The organism is Streptomyces sp. NPDC050617 (assembly GCF_040654795.1).
GTDB lineage: Bacteria > Actinomycetota > Actinomycetes > Streptomycetales > Streptomycetaceae > Streptomyces.
On sequence record NZ_JBFAIS010000030.1, the window covers coordinates 71631 to 93238 of the forward strand.

Consider the following 21608-nt stretch of genomic DNA (forward strand, 5'->3'; position numbering starts at 1 on the left):
GCAGCCCTTCGTCGGGTACGGGCGACTATGGCCCGCCTCCCCGCAGCGCGCCCGGACATGCGCGTCCGGGCGGAGCGGGACCGGACCCGCCTCAGGACGCGCGTCGGGACGACTTCTTGGCGGCGGCCTTCTTCGTGGCCTTGGCGGCGCCCTTCTTCGCCGTGCTCTTCTTGGCCTCGGTGCCTTTCGCGGTGCTCTTCGTCGTGCTCTTCGCCGTGCCGGTGCTCTTCGCGCCGTCCTTCGCGGTGCTCTTCTTCGCGGCGGACTTCTTGGCGGACGCGGCGGACTTGGCGGTGCTACGGGCCGTCCGCCCGCCGGCCCCGCTCCTGCTGGCCCTGTCTTCCCTATCTCCCTTGTCTTCCTTGTCCGCGCGGTCGATCGACGCCTGGAGGGCGGACATGAGGTCGATGACATTGTCCGGCGCGGCGGTGGTCTCCGTCTTCGCGGCGGGCGTCTTCTTGTCCAGCCGGGCGGTGACCAGCTCGTCGAGGGCGCGCTGGTACTCGTCCTCCAGATCGTCGAGGTCGAAGTCCTCCGAAAGGGTGTCCATGAGGCTCGTGGCCATCTTCAGCTCCTGCGGCCGCACGGTCACGGAGTCGGGCGGCGCGAGGCCGGCGCTGTCGCGGATCTCGTCGGGCCAGTACATGGTGTGCACCATCATGAGGTCGTCCTGGACGCGCAGCAGGGCCAGCGACTCCCGCGTCCGGATCGTGATCTTGCTGACGGCGACCCGGTCCGTCTTCTTGAGCGTCTCGCGCAGCAGCACGTACGGCTTGTTCGCGGCGCCGCTCTCGGGAGCGAGGTAGTAGGAGCGCGCCAGCTGCAGCGGCGTGATCCGGTCGGCGTCCACGAAGGCGAGCACGTCGATGAGGTTCTTGCTGGGCAGCGGGAGGTCGGCCAGGTCGTCCCTGGTCAGGATCGCGGTACGGCCCTCGTCGTCCTCGTAGCCCTTGGCGATGTGCTCGTAGCCGACCTCCTCCCCGCACACGGAGCACACGCTCCGGCGGCGGATGCGCCCGCCGTCCTTGTCGTGGACCTCGTGGAGCCGGACGCCGTGGTCCTCGGTGGCCGCGTACAGCTTGACCGGCACGGAGACCAGCCCGAAACCAATCGCCCCTTTCCACATGGTTCGCATAATTTTGTACCTCCATGGGGAATTTCCACACTATGCCCACATCGCCGGACCGGCAGGCCGTGGAGTTCGACGGCCACCACCTCTCCCTGAGCCACCTGGACCGCGTGGTCTTCCCCGCCTCGGGACACACCAAGGCCCAGCTGCTCCACTACTACGCCACGGTCGCCGACGCGATGGTGCCGCACACCGCCGACCGCCCCGCCTCCTTCGTCCGCGCCCCGGAAGGCCCCGCGGGGCAGTCCTGGTACGCCAAGAACCCGCCCGGCGGCACCCCCGACTGGGTGCGCCTGGTGCCCGTACCCGGCAAGGACGGGCCCGTCGACCACATCACCGTCGACTCGACCGCCGCGCTGGTGGCGATGGCGAACCTCGGCGCGTACGAATTCCACGTCCCGCAGTGGACCGGCGCGGCGGGACCGGACGGCCACGACCGCCTCGTACTCGACCTCGACCCCGGACCCGGCACGGACCTGGTGGTGTGCTGCCGGGTCGCGCTGCGGCTGCGGCAGCTCCTGGACGACGACGGGCTGACGGCCTGCCCCGTGGTCTCCGGCTCGAAGGGGATGCACCTGTACGCGCCGCTGCGCCCGGCGGCGGGCCGCGCCGTGAGCACGTACGCCAAGGAGCTGGCCACCCGGATAGAGGACGAGCACCCCCGGCTGGTCGTCGTGACGATGGCGCGCGACGCGCGCGCCGGGAAAGTGCTCATCGACTGGTCGCAGAACACGACCGCCAAGACGACAGCCGCGCCGTACACGCTGCGGCTGCGCGAACGCCCGCACATCGCGACGCCGGTCGACTGGGACGAGGTCGAGGGCTGCCGCACGCCAGGGGACCTCGCCTTCACACCGGAACAGGTCCTGGACCGGGTGGCCGGGCGCGGCGACCTGCTGGCACCGCTCCTCGGGGAGGAGGCGCGGGGGCGGCTTCCCTGAGGCAGCCGCGGACCGGTCGCAGACCCGTGCCGACCAGGCCGTACGCCGTCCGGGGGACAGGGCGGCCGACCGCGTGTGAACCGCGGCCGGTCGGGCGAGATCTCGGCCATGGCCAGCCAGCCCGCGCCGCCCACGCCCCTGCCCCGGATCGCCCCCATGCTCGCGACCGCGGGGCGGCTGCCGGTCCCGGGGCCGGCGGAGCTGTGGGCGGCCGAGACCAAGTACGACGGGCAGCGGAGCGTGCTGTATCTCCCCGGAGACGGCTCGGCGGAACTGCGCGCCCGCTCCGGCGCCGACATCACCCGCGCGTACCCGGAACTGAGCGCCCTGGGCGGCGCCCTCGCGGACGTCACCGCCGTACTGGACGGGGAGATCGTCGCGCCCGATAGCCGGGGCCGCCCGGACTTCGAGCGGCTGCAGCCCCGGATGGCGCTCTCCGGATCGCCCGCCAAGGCCGCCCGCCTGGCGCGGGACGTCCCGGTCCGGCTGATCCTCTTCGACGCCATGTTCCTCGACGGCCGCGACCTGACCGGGCTTCCGTACGCCGAGCGCCGCCGCCTGCTGGAGGGGCTGGACCTGCGGGGCGCGCACTGGTCGACGCCGGCCGCCGTCGTCGGCCACGCGCAGCAGGCGCTGGACGCCACCCGCGAGCAGGGCCTGGAGGGCATCGTGCTCAAACGGACCGACTCCGTGTACGAACCGGGGACCCGCTCCCGCGCCTGGATCAAGATCCGGCACGTCCGCACCCTGGACGCGATCGTCGGCGGATGGGTACCGGGCCGGGGCCGGCTGACCGGGCTTCCGGGGGCGCTGCTCGTAGGACAGCGCCAGGACGGCGGCGCGCTGCGCTATCTGGGCAGCGTCGGCACCGGATGGAGCGAGCGCGAGCGCGCCGCCATCGCCGATCTGCTGCGGATCTCCGCGATCGACCGCTGCCCCTTCGACACCGTGCCGCCGGTGGCCGGCGCCCGGTGGGTGCTGCCGCGCTTGGTCGGCGAGATCGGGTACGCGACCCGCACGCGCGCCGGACTCCTGCGGCACCCGTCATGGCACCGGCTGCGACCGGATCTGGCGCCCGAGGACATCGACTGACCGATGTCGTTGGTGCGTGCGCGCCCGCCCCGGATACGGGCCGGGGCTCCGTGAGCCAGGGCGTACGCGCGTACGTCGTACCGTCACGAAGCCCCCCGTACCGCCCGTCACGAGGACTCGGTCGCGCTCCTCAGCAGGTCCCCTGTCGCGTCGATGGCGGCCGTGAGCGCCTTCGGCTCGGGGGCGAGGGCGGCCAGGATGTCGTCGACGCCGCGCAGCCCCGCTCGGTCGAGCAGCGTCTTCTCGTTGGTGACCCACTCGCCCCGCGCCGCCAGCACCGCGTGCGCCGCCTGGCAGGCGGCGGTGGCGATGGCGCCCGCGCAGTCGGCCAGGCGGCCGTGCTCGGCGTGGGCGGAACGGGCGTAGGCGAGCGTCAGTTCCGCCGTTCCCCGCCACTGCTCGAACGCCGTGCGCCGCAGCGGCTCCGGGTACTCGGGGCGGGGCAGCTCCCCGTGGAGCACCTTGTTGACGGCCAGTTCGGCGACGACCAAGTACGTCGGGATTCCGGCGAGATGGAACATGAGGCGTTCGACGCCGAACCGCCCCTCGCGGGCCTCGGCGAGCTGGTGCTCGACGTCGTCGAGGACGCGGTAGTGCACGTCCACGGAACGCTCGCCGACCTTGAGCCAGGCGCCGCCGTTGAACACCCCGCCGCCCCACGCGCCGATCTCGGAGACCTCACCGGGCCAGCCGAGCGCGCGCAGGCTGTCGGGGGAGAACTCGCCCCGGTAGTAGACGGCGAAGTCCCAGTCGCTGTCGGGCCGGTGGGTCCCGGTGGCCCGCGACCCTCCCAGGGCGACCGCCCGCACGGCGGGCAGGCCCGCGAGCTGTTCCGTCAGGCGGGCAGCGAAGGCTTCGTCGTCGTCCGGGTGCATGGGGGAGAGGATAGTGGCGGGCCGGACGGGCCGTTCCTCGGGGTCGTTCCGTGGCGGTCACGGAGTCCGCCGGGTGCGGGCCCACTCCAGGAGCCAGCGGGCCGTCCAGGTGTTGATGACGCGCTCGGCGGGGATGCCGCACTCCTCGGCGCGGGCACAGCCGAGGATCTGCCAGTCCAGCTGGCCCGGCGCGTGGGCGTCGCTGTCGATCGCGAACAGGACCCCGGCGTCCAGGGCCTGGCGGATCAGACGCCGGGGCGGATCGAGGCGGTCCGGCCGGCTGTTGATCTCGACCGCGGTGCCGAACCTCGCGCAGGCCGCGAACACCATCGCCGCGTCGAACCGCGACTCCGGGCGCCCCTTTCCGGTCACGAGCCGCCCGGTGCAGTGCCCCAGCACGTCCACCAGCGGGCTGGCGGCCGCCGCCACCAGCCGCCGCGTCATCGCCGCCTCCTCCATCCGGAGCTTGGAGTGCGCCGAGGCCACGACCAGGTCCAAGCGGTCCAGCAGCCCCGGCTCCTGGTCCAGCGAGCCGTCGGCGAGGATGTCGCACTCGATGCCGGTCAGCAGCCGGAAGCCCTTACCGAGCCGCCGGTCGACCTCGTGCACGGCCTCGATCTGCTTCCGCAGCCGCTCGGGCGTCAGCCCGTTCGCGATGCGCAGCCTGGGGGAGTGGTCGGTGAGCACGGCCCACTCATGGCCCACGGACCGCGCGCCGCGGGCCATCGCCTCGATGGGGCTGCCGCCGTCCGACCAGTCCGAGTGCAGATGGCAGTCGCCGCGCAGCGCCTCGCGGAGGGCGCCGCCGCCCTCCGCGAGCGGCGTCTCGGCCTCTTCCTCCAGCCGGGCCAGATACTCCGGCACGTCACCCGCGAGCGCCTCGGAGACCACTCGCGCGGTCTTGGGGCCGATGCCCGTCAGCTCGGTCAGCGTCCCGGCTGCGGCGCGCTCCGCGGGCTCCCCGGCCGGCAGCGAGGCGATGACGTCCGAGGCGGTGCGGAACGCCTGCACCCGGTACGTGGGGGCCTGCCCGCGCTCCAGCAGGAACGCGATACGGTCCAGCGCCTCCACCGGTTCCATCGCTCACCCGCCTGCCGCCCCACGCGCGCGTCGGCCTCACGGCGCGTCGCCGTGTCGGCCCTCGTTTCCCGAGGCCATGACCATGATCCGGCCGGGCGGCCCGCTCGGCAACAGATGCCCTGGCGGCGCGGGCGGGTCAGGCGGCGCAGGCAGGTCAGGCGACCTCGCCGCCGCTCCCTGTACTGCCGCTGCCACGGCCACCGGTCCCTCGGACCTCCAGTCCGTCGAGCAGCTTCCGGGTCGCCTCGGCCACCGCGTCGACGGCCTCGTCGAACACGACCCGGTTGTGGGCGGCGGGCGCGCGGAACCCGGAGACCTTGCGCACGTACTGCAACGCCGCCGCCCGGATGTCCTCGTCGCTGACATCCGGGGCGATGGGCGGCCGGAGGATTTTAATGCTGCGGCACATGCGCTCAGCGTAGAGGGAGAGCGCCGGCCGGGCGCGCGGTCGGCGAGATGGCATGTCCGCGCCTCGATCCGTGTTACCGGCGGGGTCACAGAGGGCATCACCACAGTGACGAGGCGTCATCGCGCGGCGCAGGCCACCCGCGCGGCCCGTCCATCCCCCCACACGATCAGGAGCAGTACGTGATCCACGCTACGCCCGTGCCCGGAGACATCGGGCTCACCCAGATATCCGGCACCACCGGAAAGCTCATCCGCTTCGGCCAGTGGCTCAACGGCAACGGATTCGCCGACTACGAACACGCCTTCCTCGTCCTGCCCGACGAACGCCTCCTGGAAGCCGAACCCGGCGGCGCCCGCGTCAAGTCCCTCTCGGAGTACGACGACGCGGACGTCGTGTACGCCTGCCCCGACGGTCTGACCGAAGAGCAGCGCGGAGCCGTGTGCGAGGCGAGCGACCGGTACGTCGGAGTGGAGTACAGCTTCCTCGACTTCCTGGCCATCGCCGCGCACCGCGTCCACCTGCCGGTGCCGGGGCTGCGCCGCTACGTGGCCAGCACGAAGCACATGATCTGCTCCCAGCTCGTCGACCAGTGCTACCAGGACGCCGGCGCGCACCTGTTCGCCGACCGGCGCTGGTCCGGCTACGTCACGCCGGGAGCGCTCTACACCCTGCTGGCCGGGTCCGGCGACGACGCGCCCGACAGCACCGCGTCCAACAGCACCGCGTCCAACAGCACCGCTCGTGACGCCGCTCGCGTCGCGGAGCCGGGCGAGGAGCGCCGAGCCGCTTAGGGCGCGCCGCGGAGCACCGTGAGGCGCCGCGTCAGGCGGGGACGATGTTGATGCCGTCGTCCTCGATCTCGCCTCTGATGTCGCACCACGCGGTGGAGACGCCGGACTTGTTGGCCTTGATGACGTTGCCGAAATGTGTGTAGTGGACCCCGTTGCCGTAGCACTTGATGGCGATCTTCCACTTCTCGGGCATGGCGTCACAGCTCGCGTAGGCGCCCTTGTGTCCGGCGCTCCCCGTGATGCGGGCGATCCCGCAGCTCAGCGCGCCCGCGGAGGAGGCCGGCGCGCTGATGATGACGAGCCCGCCGGCCGCGACGACGAGCGAGGCGGCGGTGGCGGCGAGACGGCGACGGGTCTGCATGGAGGTCCCCCTGCGGTCGAGTGGCGCTCTGAAATGGCGCTCTGAAGTCGAGCGGCGCGCTGAAGTCGACGAGATCTTGGCACGGACCCGCTCCGCCGGTCCCTCGCTAACGCGCCACACTTCACAGTGAGCAATCGGCCATTCCGCTTTCTCGGTTCCCTCCTGGGTTCTTCGCGGTCTCCTCGTCCTCGTCCGTACGGTCCCGGCCGGCCCGGCGCCCGCTGTCCCTGCCACGGAGTGGCCCTTCAGACCAGGAGAATTCCGGCCAGGACGGTACTCACCCCTTCGAACGAATTGACCAAGCGCCCGCCACCTGGCAAACCGTGGTCATATGCCGAAGCAGGGCAGGGGAATTCTCGATTCATGCCCCAACCCGCCCTGAAATAAGGTTCATTGGGGACGGGAGTCCCGCGCTCTCCCGCTGACGTCAACGTCTGTTCAAGGGCGCAGAGCGGCGGTGACATGGAACGAGGTGCCTCGTGACCGCGGACCGGGTCCGTTCCCTCTCGCTCTGTACTGTGGCGCGGTCGGCCGCCGACGGCATACGGAGGCCCGCCCTCCCGCGGCCGGCCTCAGCAGAGTCGCTGGTGGGGCCCCGTACGCCGGTGAGCCGCGCGGCCCGTGGACACGGTCCGTACGGCGTCGAGGGACGGCCGTGACCGGTGGCCTCGACCTGCCCGCGGCCGGCGGAGTGCCGCCGCGGCGACCGAGCCGCCGGCTGGAGATCTCCTTCGAAGCGTTCCACGAATTCCACGCCCGCAAATGGCTGGAATACGCCCGCCTGCACACCGGTGACGCACTCGGCGCGGAGAAACTCACCCAGGCCGTCTATCAGCAGCTGGCCGACCACTGGGCGCACGTCCTGCTCCAGCCCTCCGTGGACTCCTACGCCTGGACGGTGTTCAAGGAGCACATCGCCGAATGGTTCCTGAACAACGGCCGCAGCACGGCGGCGGCGCAGACGGCCGCTCTCACCGCCGTCGCCCGCGTGCTGCTGCGGAAGTACGGGCAGCAACTCGCCCTGCTGGACGACCGCACGGGCCCCCGCGGCGGAATGTCGCGGCTTCCCGAGCGGCAGTGCGACGTGGTGGTGCTGCGCTTTGTGATCGGCTATTCGGAGGACCGGATCGGCGCGCTGCTCAATGTGGACGCGACCGTGGTCCGTTCCCACGCGCGGCACGCGAAACGCAGGATCGTCGCCGAATTGGGAGGGGCGCGAGGACCGTATGAGGAGGGCTGAACCCTGTTCCGCCTCGGGCCGCTCGCCTACGCCCCCTCCTCGCCTACGCCCCCTCCACCGGCTCCCCGTGCCACGAGTGCCACAGAGCCGCGTACGCGCCGCCTCCCGCCACCAGTTCGTCGTGCGTGCCCAGCTCGGTCAGCCGTCCCCCGTCCATCACGGCCACGCGGTCCGCGTCGTGGGCGGTGTGCAGCCGGTGCGCGATGCTGATGACCGTCCGGCCCTCCAGCACGGCCGCCAGCGCCCGCTCCGTATGGCGCGCCACCGTCGGGTCCAGCAGGGCGGTGGCCTCGTCGAGTACGAGCGTGTGCGGATCGGCCAGGACGACGCGTGCCAGGGCCAGTTGCTGGGACCGGGCGCCGTCCGGCCGGTTGCCCTCCGCGCCCAGGTCCGTGTCCAGGCCGTCCGGCAGCTCGGCCGCCCACTCGGCGCCGACCGCCGCGAGCGCCGCGCGCAGCTCCGCGTCCGTGGCGTGCGGCGCGGCGATCAGCAGGTTGTCCCGCACGGAGCCGAGGAAGACGTGATGCTCCTGAGTCACCAGCACGACGTGCTCGCGCAGCAGGTCCGGGGCCAGCCCGGAGATCGGCACGCCGCCCACCGTCACCGACCCCGCCCCCGGCGCCTCGACGCCCGCCAGCAGCTTGCCCAGCGTCGACTTCCCCGCGCCCGAGGGCCCGACCAGCGCCAGCCGCTCGCCGGGCCGCACCGTCAGATCGACCCCGCGCAGGACGTCCGCGCCGCCGTCGTACGCGTAACGCGCGCCCGTCACCTCGATCCGGTCGCCGGCCGGTGCGGCGGAGGCGCTCCGCGGCGGACGCGGCGCGCCGCTCAGCCCCTCGACCCTCGCGAAGGACGCGCCGCTGCTCTGCACCTGCTCCACCTGCAGCAGGATCGTGTCCAGCGGCGTGGACAACTGCCGCAAGTACAGCGCCGCGGCCACGACCGTGCCCAGATTCATCGTGTCGTGGGCGTGCAGCGCGCCGCCGATCAGCAGGACGGCGACCGGGGGCAGCACGTAGGAGACGTCCACGGCGGGGAAGAGCACCGAACGCAGGCCCAGCGTCCGGGTCCGGGTCCGGCGGCACCGCTCGATCGCCTCCTGGCACGCGATCAGCCGGCGCTCCTGCAAGCCGAGGGCCTCGACCGTACGGGCGCCCGTGGCGCCGGCCGCGAGGACCTCCGCCAGCGCCGAGTTGGCCGCGCCCTCGTCGAGATAGGCGGTGCGCGCCCGGCGCAGATACCAGCGCGTGGCGTACCGGATGCCGATCAGCGAGAGCACCCCGCACATGCCGAGGAGGGGTTCGAGGAAGAAGACCGCGCCGAGGATGAACAGCGCCTCGACCGCGGCGACGAACACCTCGGGCGCGGCGTCGCGCAGGGTGGTGCCGACGCTCGCGACGTCGGTCGTGCCGCGGGCCGTCAGGTCGCCCGTACCGGCGCGCTCCACGACCGAGGCGGGCAGCGCGAGGGCCCGGTCGACGAACTGCTCGCGTACGCGCGCCGAGGTCCGTTCGCCGAAGCGGTGCCCGACGCGGCGGGCGAAGCGCGCCAGGATGAGCTGGGCCAGGGCGAAGACCAGGATGACGAGCGCGTACCGGTCCACGGTGCCCAGCCCCTCGCCGGCGCCGACCGCGTTGATGATGCGGCCGAGCAGCCAGGGGCCGACGAGACCGGCGGCCGCGGCCAGCGCGTTGAGGACGAGCAGGGCGGCGAAGGCCCGCCCGTCCCGCCGGATCAGCCGGAGCGCGGCCCGGCGCACCTGGGGCGGTCCGGCGACGGGCAGCCGGCCGGGAGGCCCGGCCGCTGTGCCGGAGCCGGTCGCCGGGTCGGGGGCGGTCGTCATCGGGCGGCCTCCTGCGACCTCGTGTCGGATGAGCCGCGGTCCGGGGCCGTGCGGCTGTCGCCGTCCGGGGCCGGGCTCCCGGCCGGTGCGGTCGGGCCGCCCGCGCCCCGCGCCACCAGCGCGCGGTAGCCCGTGCTCTCGCGCAGCAGCTCCCGATGGCCGCCGACGGCGGCTACGCGGCCGTCCTCCAGGTAGTACACGGTGTCCGCCCGGTCCAGCAGCAGCGGGGAGGAGCCCGTGACGACGGTCGTACGGCCGGCGCGGAACGCGCGCAGCCCGTCGGCCATGGCCGCCTCGGTGTGCGCGTCGACCGCCGAGGTCGGTTCGACGGCCAGCAGCACCTCGGGGTCGGCCAGCAGCGCCCGCGCCAGCCGGACGCGCTGCCGCTGGCCGCCGGAGAGGTTGCGGCCCTGCGCGTCGATGTGGGAATCGAGGCCCTTCGGCAGGCCGAGGACGATGTCCTGCGCGGCGGCGGCGCGCAGGGCCCGGCCGACGGCTCCCGAGCCGGATACGCGGGGCCCGGCGCCTCGATCGGATTCACCGAGCCCGGCGCCTCGATCGGATTCACCGGGTCCGGCGCCTCGATCGGGTTCACCGGGCCGGGCGTCCGCGCCGGATCCGTCGAGTGCGGCGGGGTCCGCGCGGCCGGCGACGACCTCGCGCAGCGTTCCGGAGAACAGATCGGCCTCGTTGTCCGCCACCATGATCCGCTCCCGCACGTGCGTCAGGTCGACGTCCCCGAGGCGTACGCCGCCCCAGGTCGCCGCCGACTCGGCGAACCGGCCGAGGCGGTCGACGACGGCCGCGGTCTCCGACGGTCGGGCGCCGGCCAGAGCGGTCAGCTTCCCGGGGGCGATCTCGACGCCGGACTCCGGGTCGCGCAGCGCCGACGGCGGCCCGGGGGCGTCCACCGCGGCCCCGCTGCCCGCGAGATCGGGCTCCAGGTCCAGGAGGCGGATGACGCGCCGCGCGGCGACCAGGCCCCGGCTGAGGTCGTAACCGCCCTCGATGAAGAACGCCACCGGCACCACCAGGACAGCCACATAGCCGTAGACCGCCACGAGTTCGCCCACGCTGATCGTGCCCTGGGCGGCCATCCGGGCCGCGAGCCAGGTCACGGCGGCGAGGAACAGCGTCGGCAGCCCGAGGCCGAGGGCCTGGATCCAGCTCGTCACCGAGCCGACCCGGTACCCCTCCGCCTGGAGCGCCCGCGAGCCCTGCCGGTAGCGCTCGGCGAAGACCTCCTTGCCGCCCAGGCCGTTCAGGACCCGCAGGCCCCCGGCGAGGTCCACGAAGCGGGCGGTGAGCGCGCCCTGGTGCTCCCGGTACGCGCTCTCCCGGCCCTGCAACCGCTCCAGCAGCGGGCCGAGCACGACGGCGAGCAGCGGCACCCCGAGCAGCACCACGACGGCGAGCAGCCAGGAGACGGACAGCAGCAGCGCGGCGACGACGATGTACGAGAGGACCGCGCCGACGCCCGGACCGGTGATGGTCAGGGTCTGGCTGATGGTCTGGACGTCGCCCATCCCGATGGTGACGATCTCGCCGGCCGTCATCCGGCGGGGCAGCGCGGCCCCCAACCGGGCCGTCTGGAGCGCCACGACCCGCACGGTGCGGAAGGCGGCGTCCATCCGGACCCTGGTCATGGTGCGGTGCCGCATGATGGCCAGCCAGGCGTTGAGCACCCCCACGCCGAGCAGCGCCGCCGCCCAGCCGACCAGCGCGCCGGTCCGGTCCGCCCGCAGCCCGTCGTCGATCGCGCGGGAGAGCACGTACGGCGGCAGCGTCAGGCCGACCATCCAGAGACTGCCCAACAGCGCGCCGACGGCGACCCGGTGACGCTGACTGGCCGCCAGCCACCAGAGATAGCGGCCGGCGCTACGGCGATCAGGCGTACCCGGATTCATCCCCGAATCTGTCATCTGCCGAACTTTAGTAAGCACCGGACGTAAATGGCCATAAGAGATTGGCGAAGGAGCTGTCAGGGAACAACAAGAAGAGCACGCGAGGGGCGCGCGGGCGCTTCGAGAGCGCCCACAAGAAGAGGAGCACGGCCGGGCCTTCAGGGCGTATCCGCCTTTATCCCGAGTACGTCTCGCGAAACCTTTGATGCCGTCCCTCGTACGAGGGACAGTGCTCTCGCTCCGGCGCGGGGCCAACGCCGATACTGCTATAGCGAGTTGTCGCTGTCCGCAACCCTGGAGGAGACCGGCATGCTTCACGGCATTGACGTCAGCAGTTACCAGAGCGAGAAATACCCGGTGGACGACATCGACTTCGCGTTCGTCAAGGTGACCGAGGGCACCTCGTACACGAACCCGAAGTGGGTGGCCCAGCGCGACCGGGCCCGCAAGGCGGGGCTCGTCGTCGGCTATTACCACTTCGGCAGCGGGGGCTCGATGTCCGCGCAGGGAGATTACTTCCTCGGCAAAATCAAGTTGAGGGCCGGAGACATCCTGTGTTTCGACTGGGAGAGCACCAGCGTGACGTGTGCGGAAAAGGACGCCTGGCTCGCCCATGTGAAGCGCAAGGCGCCCGGACACAAGGTCGTTCTCTACTGCAACCGCGATTACTGGCTGCACCGGGACACCACCAGCCAGGCCGGGGACGGCCTGTGGATCGCGGACCCGGAACACGCCGCCGGGCACCCCGCGGTCAAACACCCGTGGACCTTCCACCAGTACAGCTCCGCGGGAAATCTGGACCGGGACGTGGCGAATTTCGCCGACATGGACGCGCTGCGGTCCTGGGCCGGGGCGCCGAAGGCGGCGGCCGAGGCCGACGAGGCGCCACCTGAGGGCGAGCCCGTGTCCGGCTGACCAGGAGGGCCCCGCCGGTTCACCGTCCGGCAGGGCCCTCCTTCCGCGCGGTCTTTCCGTGCGGTTTTTTCGTGCGGTCCTCCCGCTCGGTCTTTCGCGAGGACGCCTCCGGCCGCTCGCGGGACGTGCGGCCGATCGCCGTTCAGCCCGCGTTCTCGGCCGCGTGCGGGCTCAGCGCGTCGAATCCGACCAGCGCGAACAGGAGCAGCCCGAGCAGAACCCGGTAGACCACGAAGGGCATGAAACTCCTGGACGAGATGAACCTCATGAACCACGCGATCACCGCGTAGCCCACCGCGAAGGCGATGACCGTGGCGAAGACCGTCGGCCCCCACGCGGTACGGCCGTCGCCCGCGTCCTTGAGCTCGAAGACGCCGGAGGCCAGCACCGCGGGCACGGCCAGCAGAAAGGAGTAGCGGGCGGCCGCTTCGCGGGTGTACCCCAGCAGCAGCCCGCCGCTGATCGTCGCGCCCGACCGGGACACCCCCGGCACCAGCGCCAGCGCCTGGCACGCGCCGTAGATCAGCCCGTCCTTGACGTCGAGGTCCGTCAGATCCTTGCGCCGCGTCGCGGCCCGGTGCCGCCCGCCGCCCTCGTCGCGCGCGGCCCGCCGGTCGGCGAAGCCCAGTACGACGCCCATCACCACGAGAGTGGTGGCGATCAGCCGCAGATCGCGGAACGGACCCTCGATGGCGTCCTTGAGCAGCAGGCCGAGCACGCCGATGGGGATCGAACCGATGATGACGAGCCAGCCCATCCGCGCGTCGCTGTCGCCCCGCACGCCCCTTCCGGTGACCGACCGGAACCACGCCGAGACGATCCGCGCGATGTCCTTGCGGAAATAGATCAGTACGGCGGTTTCGGTGCCGATCTGCGTGACCGCGGTAAAGGCCGCGCCGGGGTCGTTCCAGTCTGCGAAAGCCGCGGTGAGCCGCAGGTGGGCGCTGGAAGAGATCGGCAGGAACTCGGTCAGCCCCTGGACGAGCCCGAGGACGAAGGATTCGAACCACGACATGAGGCTTCTGCCATCCAAATGATGATCATGGCCGGACCGGCGACGGCGCGATCGGACAGGCTTTCCGGCTTTCCGGTTCCCGGCCGGCGCGGTGTGGCGGCCGCAGGCGATGATCCACCGGGCGGAAGTCAGCCTAGCGTCGCGAAGTGAACGTTTCGGTGAATTGCCGAAGTTCGCGTCGGGGGGTGGGGAACGTGGCGGAGAGCGGGGTGAAGAGCGAGGCGGAGAGCGTGCCGGGGAAGGAGCGGAAGAATTCCGGGAATCCGTCGCGATTCGCGAGCGCAACCGTCTCGGTGATCGGTCGGTGCGCAGGATGCGAGCGCGGGCTCATGTGCGTACGAGCCCCTGCGCGTAAGGGACCCGCGCCCGTAACCCGCGCGGGCAGCGCACTGGTCTGGCAGCGCAGTGGTCTGGTGGCGCAGTGGTCTGGTGGCGCCGAGGAAGGCGTCAGGCCGGTTCCGGCTCACCCGTCGTGTCGCGGGGGACCGAGAACACCCCGGCGCGGGCCGCGTGGTACGCCGCGTCGGCGGAGACCAGCGGAAGCTGCGCGTCGAGCGGGCGGCGGGAGACGAGCAGCCGGTAGTACAGCGGTGCCGCCGCCGCCGCGATGACCTCCTCCGCATCGGTGTCCGGGGGCAGTTCGCCGCGGTCCACCGCGTGGTGGATGATCGCGGAGGCGAGCCGCAGGCGCTCGCCGAGGGTGTCGCGCAGCACGTCCCCGGCGAACGGATCGCGGGATGCGGCGGAGACGATCCCTTCGAGGAACGCCTGGTTGCGCGCGGCCATGTAGAAGTCGCCGATGGCTTGGGCGAGGAGGCGCAAGTCCTGCTGGAGGCTGCCGGTGTCGGGGATCGCGACGGACGTCGCGCCCTCCCGGATCAAGGCGTCGCACATGATGCCCTCGACGGTGCGCCAGCGCCGCCGGATCGTCGCCGGATGGATGCCCGCGCGCTGGGCGACGCCCTCCACGGAGAGCGCGGCGTAGCCGCTGTCCGCGAGCTCGTCCAAGGCGGCGCTCAGCACGGCCTCGCGGGTACGGGCCGTGCGCCCGCCGGGACGGACCGAACCGGGGGAGGAACCGGGGGAGGAACCGGGGGAGGAACCTGGGGAGTGTGATCTGTCGTTCATCGCCCTGCATTGCGTGACGCGGTCGGTCCGGATAATGTCCCACGGAGCTTAATGCGCGCTATTGCGCATTAACAGGGTGGCCCTTCCTGCGGCCCCGTACCCGTTCCGCGTGCTCTCCTCATACGGGGGTTGAGGGAGGCACGGGAACGGGCGGGCGACCGCGGCTCGGGGGAGGGGCGCCCGCCGCCCGGGACCGGTCAGAGTTCGAGCCGGAAGGCGACCCGGTCCAGCGAAGGCCCGTCGTAGTCCGCGATCGGCTCCGACGGGACGAAGCCGAGGGCGCGGTGGAAGGCGATGGAGCGGTCGTTCTGCGGCGAGGTGATCGCCTTGACGACCGTACGGCCGTCCGCTCGCGCCCGGTCGAAGAACCGCTCGTACAGGAAACGGCCCAGGCCGCCGCGGCGCCAGGCGGGAGCGACCCCGCTGAAGTGGATGTACGCCTCCCGCGGGTCGGACGGGGAGAGGAACCCGATGACGAAGCCCGCCAGTTCGCCGTCGCGCTCGGCGATGAGGCTGGTGTCGTGGAAGTGGTTCACGAACACCCGGGTCAGGTCGCGGGAGGCGGGGCGGCCCCACCACTCGTCGACCACCGAGACGACGGCGTCGAAGTCCCGCGGCGCCGCCGCGCGCGTCGTGAAGGGCTCCAGCGTGCGGATCTCCGGCGCGCCGAGCTTCCTGCGGAACGCCACCCGGTCCTGGCCCGGCCCGTCGTAGTCGCTGTGCACCGGCAGACCGCCCGCCTCGCGGTCGCCCGTCTCCAGCGCGAAGCCCATGGCCCGGTGGAAGGCGACGGACCCGGTGTTCCCCGGCGAGGTGATGGCGCGCACCTCGGTCCGCCCGGCGGCCGCCGCGCGCTCGAAGAACGCGGTGTAGAGCCGTCGGGCCACGCCCTGCTTGCGCAGGCGCGGGTCCACGCCGACGAAGTGGATGTACGCCTCGTGCGCGCGGTCCGCGGAGTGGAAGCCCACCAGGAATGCGCGGACCCCCGTCTCGTCCTCCAGCACCAGACTGGTGTCCGCGAAGTGCTGGAGGAACAGCCGGGGCAGCAGCTGGGAGAGCTCCCGCGCCTGCTCAGGGGTGCGGGAGTCGCCCCACCACCGCTGTACGCACCTCACGAGCGCGGGGTGATCGGCTGTACGGGCCGGGCGTACGTCGTGCATGTCCTGCCTCCCAGTCGGTGTCGACGGCTTCGAAACCGAACCCTAGTCCGACGGCGCGGCCGGGCCGTGGGAGCCTCCGGTTGCGCGCGGGGCGGATGCGCGGATGCGCCGAGGCACGGGTGCGGCGCGGGTCGTACGGGCACGGCCGGCTCGCCCGTACGGGTACGGGCTGTACGTACACGGCCCGGCCGGGAGCGTACGGCGGCGGCGGGTCAGCTGGGCGTGGCGCTCGCGCGGGACGAGCCGTCGATCTTCGCGAGTATCCGGTGGAACTCCCGGCGTTCGGTCTCGTCGAGGACTTCGAAGATCGCGTGGAGTGCCTGGTCCTTGGAGTGGGAGCCGCCGGTGATGAGCGAGCGGCCGCGGTCCGTCAGGTCCACGAGCACTGCCCGGCCGTCCGTGCGGTCCGTCACGCGGCTGATCAGACCGTCCAGTTCCAGGGTGTCGAGCGATTCCGTCACGCTGCGGGCGGTGATCCCGAGCGTCTGGGCGAGCGCCGTCACGCGCGTGGAGCCGCGGTCGGCCAGGATCGTCAGAATCCGGCCGCGCGCGGGCGTCAGACCGTGTCGGGCGAGTCGCGCGTGGGCCTGGCTCCTGGCCCAATCCGCCACGGACAGGAGCAGTTCGGCGAGCTGCGCCGGAGCTGGGGTGTGGGAGGGCTGCATCAAATGGCAGTCAGTGTAAGGGGAGGCGTACGGGGCGTCAGCCGCCCTCTATTTCCGGGGACGGGCCGGTTTTGCCTGCTTCAGGGGGCCGGTGGGCCTTCGCCGGCCTTCTCACGTGCCGGATCGTGGTGCCGCGGGGAGTTCCGGGTGTGCTGGGCGCGCGGAGCAGGGTCGCACTTTCGAGTGTTCGGCGACGAGCGGGGAGGACGGCCGCGCGTACAGGCGGACAGCCGGTGAGCTGGGAAGGCGCCCGCGCGTGCACACGGAGAGCCGGTGAGCTGGGACGGCATCCGCGCGTGCAGGTGGACAGCCGGTGAGCTGGGAGGGCATCCGGTCGTAGACGCGGGTACGGGTATGCGTACGCGCGTAATGGCCCGGTCAGGTCCGTGTCCGCGGTGGTTCAGCGGGCGAGGTCCGCGGTTTCGGGCATTCGCCGGCCGACGCACGGAGCCGGGCCCGCTTACGCCAGGCGACGATCAGCGCGCCGAGCGCGCTCAGCGCGATGAAACCCATCGAGGCGAGGAAGACGGGCGAACCCGGTTCGGCCGCGGTGCTGCCCGCGATCACGTACGCGGCGGTGTTCGGGATGCTGCCCAGGGCTGTCGCCAGCAGGAACGCGAACCAGCCCATCCGGGAGACCGCCGCGCAGTAGTTCGCGGCGGCGAAAGGCACTCCGGGGAACAGCCGGAGCGCCAGCATCGACCGGAACCCGTGCCGGCTCAGCAGCCGGTCCGCGCCCGTCAGCCACCGCCCGCGCACCAGGGGCCGCAGCGCGCTCTGCCCCAGCACCCGGCCCAGCCCGAAGGCGATGCCTGAGCCCAGGACCGTACCCGCCAGCGCGGAGACGGTCCCGGCCTGCGCACCGAACAGCGCGCCCGCCGCCAGATTGAGGAACGGGCGCGGTACGAACGCCGCGGTGCACAGCCCGTACGCCACACCGAACAGCACCACGGCCGCCCCGCCCGACAGCTGCGGCGGCCAGCCCTCCGCGAGCAGCCGCTGCGGCTGCGCCACCAGCACGGCCGCCGCCGCGCCGCCGAGCAGCACGAGGAGCAGGCCCAGCCGGGACCACGGGGAGAGGAGGACGCGGGCGCAGCGCGCGGCGAGGCCGGGGGAGGGCGCGGCGAGATCGAGCACCGCTGGAGCCTAACCGACGACTCGGCGGCGCGCCTGTGCTGTGCGCGGGAGACAGCGCCATCACGTGTGCATGCTCGTACCGGCCGGAGGCGCTGCCGAGGCCTTGGCGATGCCGCCGCGCCTTGGCCGCGGTATTCGCCATACGACGTGCGGACGGCAGGTTTGGGCGAAGGTGACATTGCCCAAGGAAAGCGTTCGTAACGGAGATTCCGGCCCGTTCGCCGGCTGTGTGGTCGCTGCTAATCTCCGACTGCACTTCATGTCCAGGATTCACCACCGACGACGAGGACGGCGACCAGCAGGGCTTGCCGGGGGAAGCTGTGGTGTTGCTGCACGATGACCGTTGAACTGCGCGTACATGTGAATGACGGCGGAGAGCTGGAAGACCTGCGCGAGTGGATGGGCGGGCACCCCGGGGTCGCGGTGCGGCCCGTGGCGCGGGCGCCGGAGCGGAACAGCCAGGGCACGGTGTGGGATTTCCTGTCGGTGGTCTGCGCGACCGGCGGGCCGGTGGTGGCCGCGGTACGGGCGTTGCAGCTGTGGATCGAGGCGCAGGTAACGGAGATCGAGGTCGAGGCAGGCGATCGGCGCATCAAAGTGACGAGCCGGAATGCGGGAACCGTGCTGCCGCAGGTTCTCGCCGCGGCCCAGGCACTGCAGGCGGCGCCGTCGGAGCCAACGGAGGGCTCGGATGAACCCGCGTGACGACATCGACTTCGGTCGGTCGCGGGCGATTCTGCTGGGGAATTCGGAGTACACGGCCGGTTTCGAGGGCCGGAGACCCATGCCGGCCGCCCTCAAGAGCCTCGCGGAAATGCGGGAGGTGCTGACCGGCCCGTGCGAATGGCCGCGGGAGCGCGTCAGCGAACTGCCGAACGAACGGGACAGCGGCAAGCTTCTGCGAACCATCACCACACTGATCCGCGACGTCGACGACGTGCTGCTGTTCTACTACGTCGGCCATGGACTGCCCCTCCCCGAAAACGGCCGGTACGACCTGGGGCTCGCCCTGACCGACACGAGCGACGAGCCCGCACAGCGCTTCCTGACCTCGCTCCGGCTCCGCGACCTGCGCCAGCAAATGGAACGCAACAGCACGGCCCGCATCAAGATACTCATCCTGGACTGCTGTTGCTCCGGCATCGCCACGAAATACGCCGAGTCCGCCGCCAACTCCACGGCCTATGCCGAGAGCACCACCCCGCTGCGCGGTGCGGGCACGTATATCTGGACCGCCTGCGGGCATTCGCAGGAGACGTTCTTCGAGGAGTCGAGCGGCGGGCTGACGTACTTCACCAAATTCCTGACCGGGGCCGTTCGCCAGGCGCACAGCGAGCAGTCGCTCGGAGCGACCGTCGCCAATCTCCACGACGAGGTCAGGCGCCGACTGCGCGACACCGGCATTCCGGGCGCGGCCGTTCAGCCGCTCCCGGACCTGCATTACAGCGGCCGGCCCGACCAGTTCCTCTTCGTACGCGGCCAGGCCGTCACACCTCACGCGCCCGAATTCCGCTTCGAGCCGCTGGCGGAAGACGATCCCCACTACGCCGGACCGTACGAGCTCCGGGCGCGCCTCGGCGCCGGCGGCATCGGCAGGGTCTTTCTGGCCATGACGCCCGAAGGCCGGCCGATCGCCGTCAAACTCCTGAAACCGGAACTGGGCCGGGACCCGCAGTTCGCCCAGCGCTTCGCCCGGGAGATCGACGTCGCCCGGCGCATTCGCGGCGGACACGTCGCCCGCCTGCTCGACGCGGACCCGGACGCGCCGGAACCATGGCTGGCCGCCGAATATGTCTGCGGGCCCTCCCTGCTCGAACTCGTCGCGGAAACGGGACCGCTGCCGAGCCGGGACGTCCTTCTGATCGCCCTCGGAATCGCCCGTGCGCTGGAGGGCATCCACGCGGGCGACGCCGTGCACCGCGATCTGAAGCCCGCCAACGTCATGCTGGGGGAGTCGGGCCCCCAGGTCATCGATTTCGGGATCGCCAAATCCGTGGCGGCCACGCTGATGACCCGTACGAACACGCAACTGGGCACACCGGCCTACAAATCCCCCGAGCAGGCGACAGGCAAGCAGCAGGTGACGGCCGCGTCGGATGTCTTCACGCTGGGCGCCACGATCTACTACCTCGCCACCGGGCAGGACGCCTTCGCGGCCGAGGACCCGCTCGGCGTCATCAACCTCATCGCGCATGAGGAACCCGATCTGAGCACTCTGGACGACGACGTCCGCGCCCTGGCACAGGCGTGCCTGGCCAAGTCCCCCGCCGCACGGCCGACACCCGCGCAGATCATCGAGGTCTGTTCGGCCGTGACCGGGCCGGTCACGGCCGGTGCCCATCCGCTCATCGCCCAGGCCACACCGATGATCCAGGCACGGGCGAGAGCCCTGCGTGCCCTCACCGCGCCCGAGAGCGAGGGGGAGCCGTCCGCGCATTCGTCCGCGCCGCCGGCCGGGACGTCGCCGGACGCGAAAACCGAGGCGAAGACCAAAGCGAAGCCCGAAGAAGACTCCGAGGCGAAACCCGGGGCGAAATCCGAGGCGAAATCCGAAGCGGGGGCCAAGGCGGGGGCCAAGGCGCGGAGCGAGGCGAAAACCGAGGCGAAGACCCCGGCGCACGAGCCCCCGAAGCCCGCCAAACCGGCCGTCCGCGCAGTGGCCACCGTGGTCGCCGTGCTCTGCGTACTTGCCTTGATATGGCTGCCGAAATACCTGTCCAGCAGCGACTCCGACGACGGAAAGAGCTCTGGGAGCAGTTCCCGCACCTACGGGCCCTCGACGTCGGACTCGGGCGACACGGACCCGGACACCGATACCGATACGCCCGCATCCGACGCGAGCACCCCGGAGGATTCCACGACCGAATCGCCCGACCCCACCGATTCACCGAGCCCGAGTGCCGGAGCGACGAGCGCGATCCAGGCGGCGCGGGTCGGCGACTGCCTCGCCAACGACGGGACGTATGAAAGGCCGGTTCTCCGGGCGACCGACTGCGCGACCCGCGCCTTCAAAGTCCTCCGGGTACTCGAAGGCACCTCGGACACCAGCGAATGCCGCGGCACACCGGACACCGACTACAGCGTAGGAAACTCCGGATACGGGCGCGCCCTCTGCCTCAGCTACCAATACGGCAGCGCCTATCACGCACGCTCCGGCGAATGCGTCTACGGCCCCAACTCCGCCGGCAGCAACTGGACCAAGTCGGCGTGCCGCACCGGCAATTTCACCGTGAAGACGCGCCTGACCGGTACGACCGACACCTCGCGCTGCGACGCGTACGCGAATGTCGACGAGGGCCTCAAAGTCTCGACGCGGTGGAGCCAACTCGACATCGCGCTCTGCCTCTCGATGAACTACCCGGACGCGGCCGGCCGCGCCAAGACCGGCTCCTGCCTCCTCGGAACCGGCTCCGCCCAACAGCCCCACTTCCAGGCCACCTCGTGCGACGCCGCCAACGTCGTGGTGACCGGCCGCACCAGCGCCTACCGCGACGCCGCCTTCTGCGGCTCCCACGGCTGGGCCACCTGGCGCTCGAGCGAATTCCCGAAGCACTCCTACACCATCTGCTACCGACGAACCTGACCCCGCCCGCCCACGGACCCCCGCCCGCCCACGGACGGCCGCGGCCTTGGCCGGGGGCGGGCGCTCAGCCGGGTGAACGCTCGTACGCACAAGCCCGACGGGCTCGGCATCGGCGGCCGGCAAGAACATGGTGCCCCTCCGCCGCGCATCGCCCGGTTCCTGTCACCGAGCCGTCTTCCGCTTCACGCCTGACAAGGCTCTCGCCGCCCAACACCCCCGCGCCGAAAACCATTCGACGCGGCGGGGGCCGTGCGCGAGCATGGGGGCATGGTCCGGTTCGCCTTCTTCGTGCTCTCGTCCGCTGTCGCGGACGCGCTGAAGGCTGCCGTCGACTCGGTTG

The 21608-nt window shown here is 71.9% G+C and carries 19 protein-coding genes; 7 read left to right on the top strand and 12 right to left on the bottom strand.

Translation table 11 applies throughout. The features are described from left to right. Positions 1–91 precede the first annotated feature (91 nt). Positions 92–1126, bottom strand: coding sequence for a Ku protein (locus tag AB0I49_RS31260; RefSeq protein ID WP_363230502.1), 1035 nt, complete (start codon positions 1124–1126; stop codon positions 92–94). A 41-nt stretch (positions 1127–1167) separates the two neighbouring features. On the opposite strand from AB0I49_RS31260, the gene ligD reads away from it, so the two are divergent. Next, positions 1168–2070, top strand: a complete 903-nt coding sequence (ligD, locus tag AB0I49_RS31265) for a non-homologous end-joining DNA ligase (RefSeq protein WP_363230503.1) — start codon at positions 1168–1170, stop codon at positions 2068–2070. Between the two features lie 108 nt (positions 2071–2178). Further along, positions 2179–3162, top strand: coding sequence for an ATP-dependent DNA ligase (locus AB0I49_RS31270; protein WP_363230504.1), 984 nt, complete (start codon positions 2179–2181; stop codon positions 3160–3162). Positions 3163–3269: 107 nt separating this feature from the next. On the opposite strand, the gene AB0I49_RS31275 is transcribed toward AB0I49_RS31270, so the two are convergent. The 3 genes from AB0I49_RS31275 to AB0I49_RS31285 form a co-directional block, all read right to left on the bottom strand. Continuing rightward, a complete protein-coding gene (locus AB0I49_RS31275) occupies positions 3270–4037 on the bottom strand; it encodes a nucleotidyltransferase domain-containing protein (RefSeq protein ID WP_363230505.1) in 768 nt (255 codons plus the stop codon). Between the two features lie 57 nt (positions 4038–4094). After that, the gene (locus tag AB0I49_RS31280; RefSeq protein ID WP_363230506.1) at positions 4095–5117 is read right to left on the bottom strand and encodes a PHP domain-containing protein; all 1023 of its coding nucleotides are present in this window, start codon (positions 5115–5117) and stop codon (positions 4095–4097) included. A gap of 154 nt (positions 5118–5271) precedes the next feature. Next, entirely contained in the window at positions 5272–5526 is a 255-nt protein-coding gene (locus AB0I49_RS31285) for a DUF2277 domain-containing protein (RefSeq protein ID WP_363230507.1), read from the bottom strand. A 179-nt stretch (positions 5527–5705) separates the two neighbouring features. Here AB0I49_RS31285 and AB0I49_RS31290 point away from each other — a divergent pair, with 179 nt between their 5' ends. Continuing rightward, positions 5706–6317 (top strand): hypothetical protein, encoded by a 612-nt coding sequence (locus tag AB0I49_RS31290; RefSeq protein ID WP_363230508.1) that lies wholly within the window; start codon positions 5706–5708, stop codon positions 6315–6317. Between the two features lie 31 nt (positions 6318–6348). Here the strand turns inward: AB0I49_RS31290 and AB0I49_RS31295 are convergent, their stop codons facing one another. Beyond that, positions 6349–6678, bottom strand: a complete 330-nt coding sequence (locus tag AB0I49_RS31295) for a hypothetical protein (RefSeq protein WP_363230509.1) — start codon at positions 6676–6678, stop codon at positions 6349–6351. Between the two features lie 655 nt (positions 6679–7333). Here AB0I49_RS31295 and AB0I49_RS31300 point away from each other — a divergent pair. Then, positions 7334–7918: a sigma factor-like helix-turn-helix DNA-binding protein gene (locus tag AB0I49_RS31300; RefSeq protein ID WP_363230510.1), complete on the top strand. Its 585-nt coding sequence runs from the start codon at positions 7334–7336 to the stop codon at positions 7916–7918. A gap of 43 nt (positions 7919–7961) precedes the next feature. Here the strand turns inward: AB0I49_RS31300 and AB0I49_RS31305 are convergent, their stop codons facing one another. Next, positions 7962–9761: an ABC transporter ATP-binding protein gene (locus AB0I49_RS31305; protein ID WP_363230511.1), complete on the bottom strand. Its 1800-nt coding sequence runs from the start codon at positions 9759–9761 to the stop codon at positions 7962–7964. Next, positions 9758–11683: an ABC transporter ATP-binding protein gene (locus tag AB0I49_RS31310; protein WP_363230512.1), complete on the bottom strand. Its 1926-nt coding sequence runs from the start codon at positions 11681–11683 to the stop codon at positions 9758–9760. Before AB0I49_RS31310 ends, AB0I49_RS31305 begins: the two co-directional genes overlap by 4 nt. A gap of 291 nt (positions 11684–11974) precedes the next feature. Here AB0I49_RS31310 and AB0I49_RS31315 point away from each other — a divergent pair, with 291 nt between their 5' ends. After that, entirely contained in the window at positions 11975–12580 is a 606-nt protein-coding gene (locus AB0I49_RS31315; RefSeq protein ID WP_363230513.1) for a GH25 family lysozyme, read from the top strand. A 142-nt stretch (positions 12581–12722) separates the two neighbouring features. Here AB0I49_RS31315 and AB0I49_RS31320 read toward each other — a convergent pair whose 3' ends face one another. From AB0I49_RS31320 to AB0I49_RS31340, 5 genes are all read right to left on the bottom strand, one after another. After that, a complete protein-coding gene (locus AB0I49_RS31320; RefSeq protein WP_363230514.1) occupies positions 12723–13595 on the bottom strand; it encodes an undecaprenyl-diphosphate phosphatase in 873 nt (290 codons plus the stop codon). 447 nt (positions 13596–14042) lie between these two features. Further along, positions 14043–14723 (bottom strand): TetR/AcrR family transcriptional regulator, encoded by a 681-nt coding sequence (locus AB0I49_RS31325; RefSeq protein ID WP_363230515.1) that lies wholly within the window; start codon positions 14721–14723, stop codon positions 14043–14045. Positions 14724–14920: 197 nt separating this feature from the next. Continuing rightward, positions 14921–15883: a GNAT family N-acetyltransferase gene (locus AB0I49_RS31330; protein ID WP_363230516.1), complete on the bottom strand. Its 963-nt coding sequence runs from the start codon at positions 15881–15883 to the stop codon at positions 14921–14923. A 212-nt stretch (positions 15884–16095) separates the two neighbouring features. Then, positions 16096–16548, bottom strand: coding sequence for a MarR family winged helix-turn-helix transcriptional regulator (locus tag AB0I49_RS31335; protein ID WP_363230517.1), 453 nt, complete (start codon positions 16546–16548; stop codon positions 16096–16098). A gap of 378 nt (positions 16549–16926) precedes the next feature. After that, positions 16927–17685 carry a TVP38/TMEM64 family protein gene (locus AB0I49_RS31340; protein WP_363230518.1) on the bottom strand — a complete coding sequence of 253 codons (759 nt, stop codon included), beginning with the start codon at positions 17683–17685 and terminating at the stop codon, positions 16927–16929. 336 nt (positions 17686–18021) lie between these two features. On the opposite strand from AB0I49_RS31340, the gene AB0I49_RS31345 reads away from it, so the two are divergent. Beyond that, the gene (locus AB0I49_RS31345; RefSeq protein ID WP_363230519.1) at positions 18022–18390 is read left to right on the top strand and encodes a hypothetical protein; all 369 of its coding nucleotides are present in this window, start codon (positions 18022–18024) and stop codon (positions 18388–18390) included. After that, a complete protein-coding gene (locus AB0I49_RS31350) occupies positions 18377–21268 on the top strand; it encodes a protein kinase (protein ID WP_363230520.1) in 2892 nt (963 codons plus the stop codon). Before AB0I49_RS31345 ends, AB0I49_RS31350 begins: the two co-directional genes overlap by 14 nt. Positions 21269–21608 lie beyond the last annotated feature (340 nt).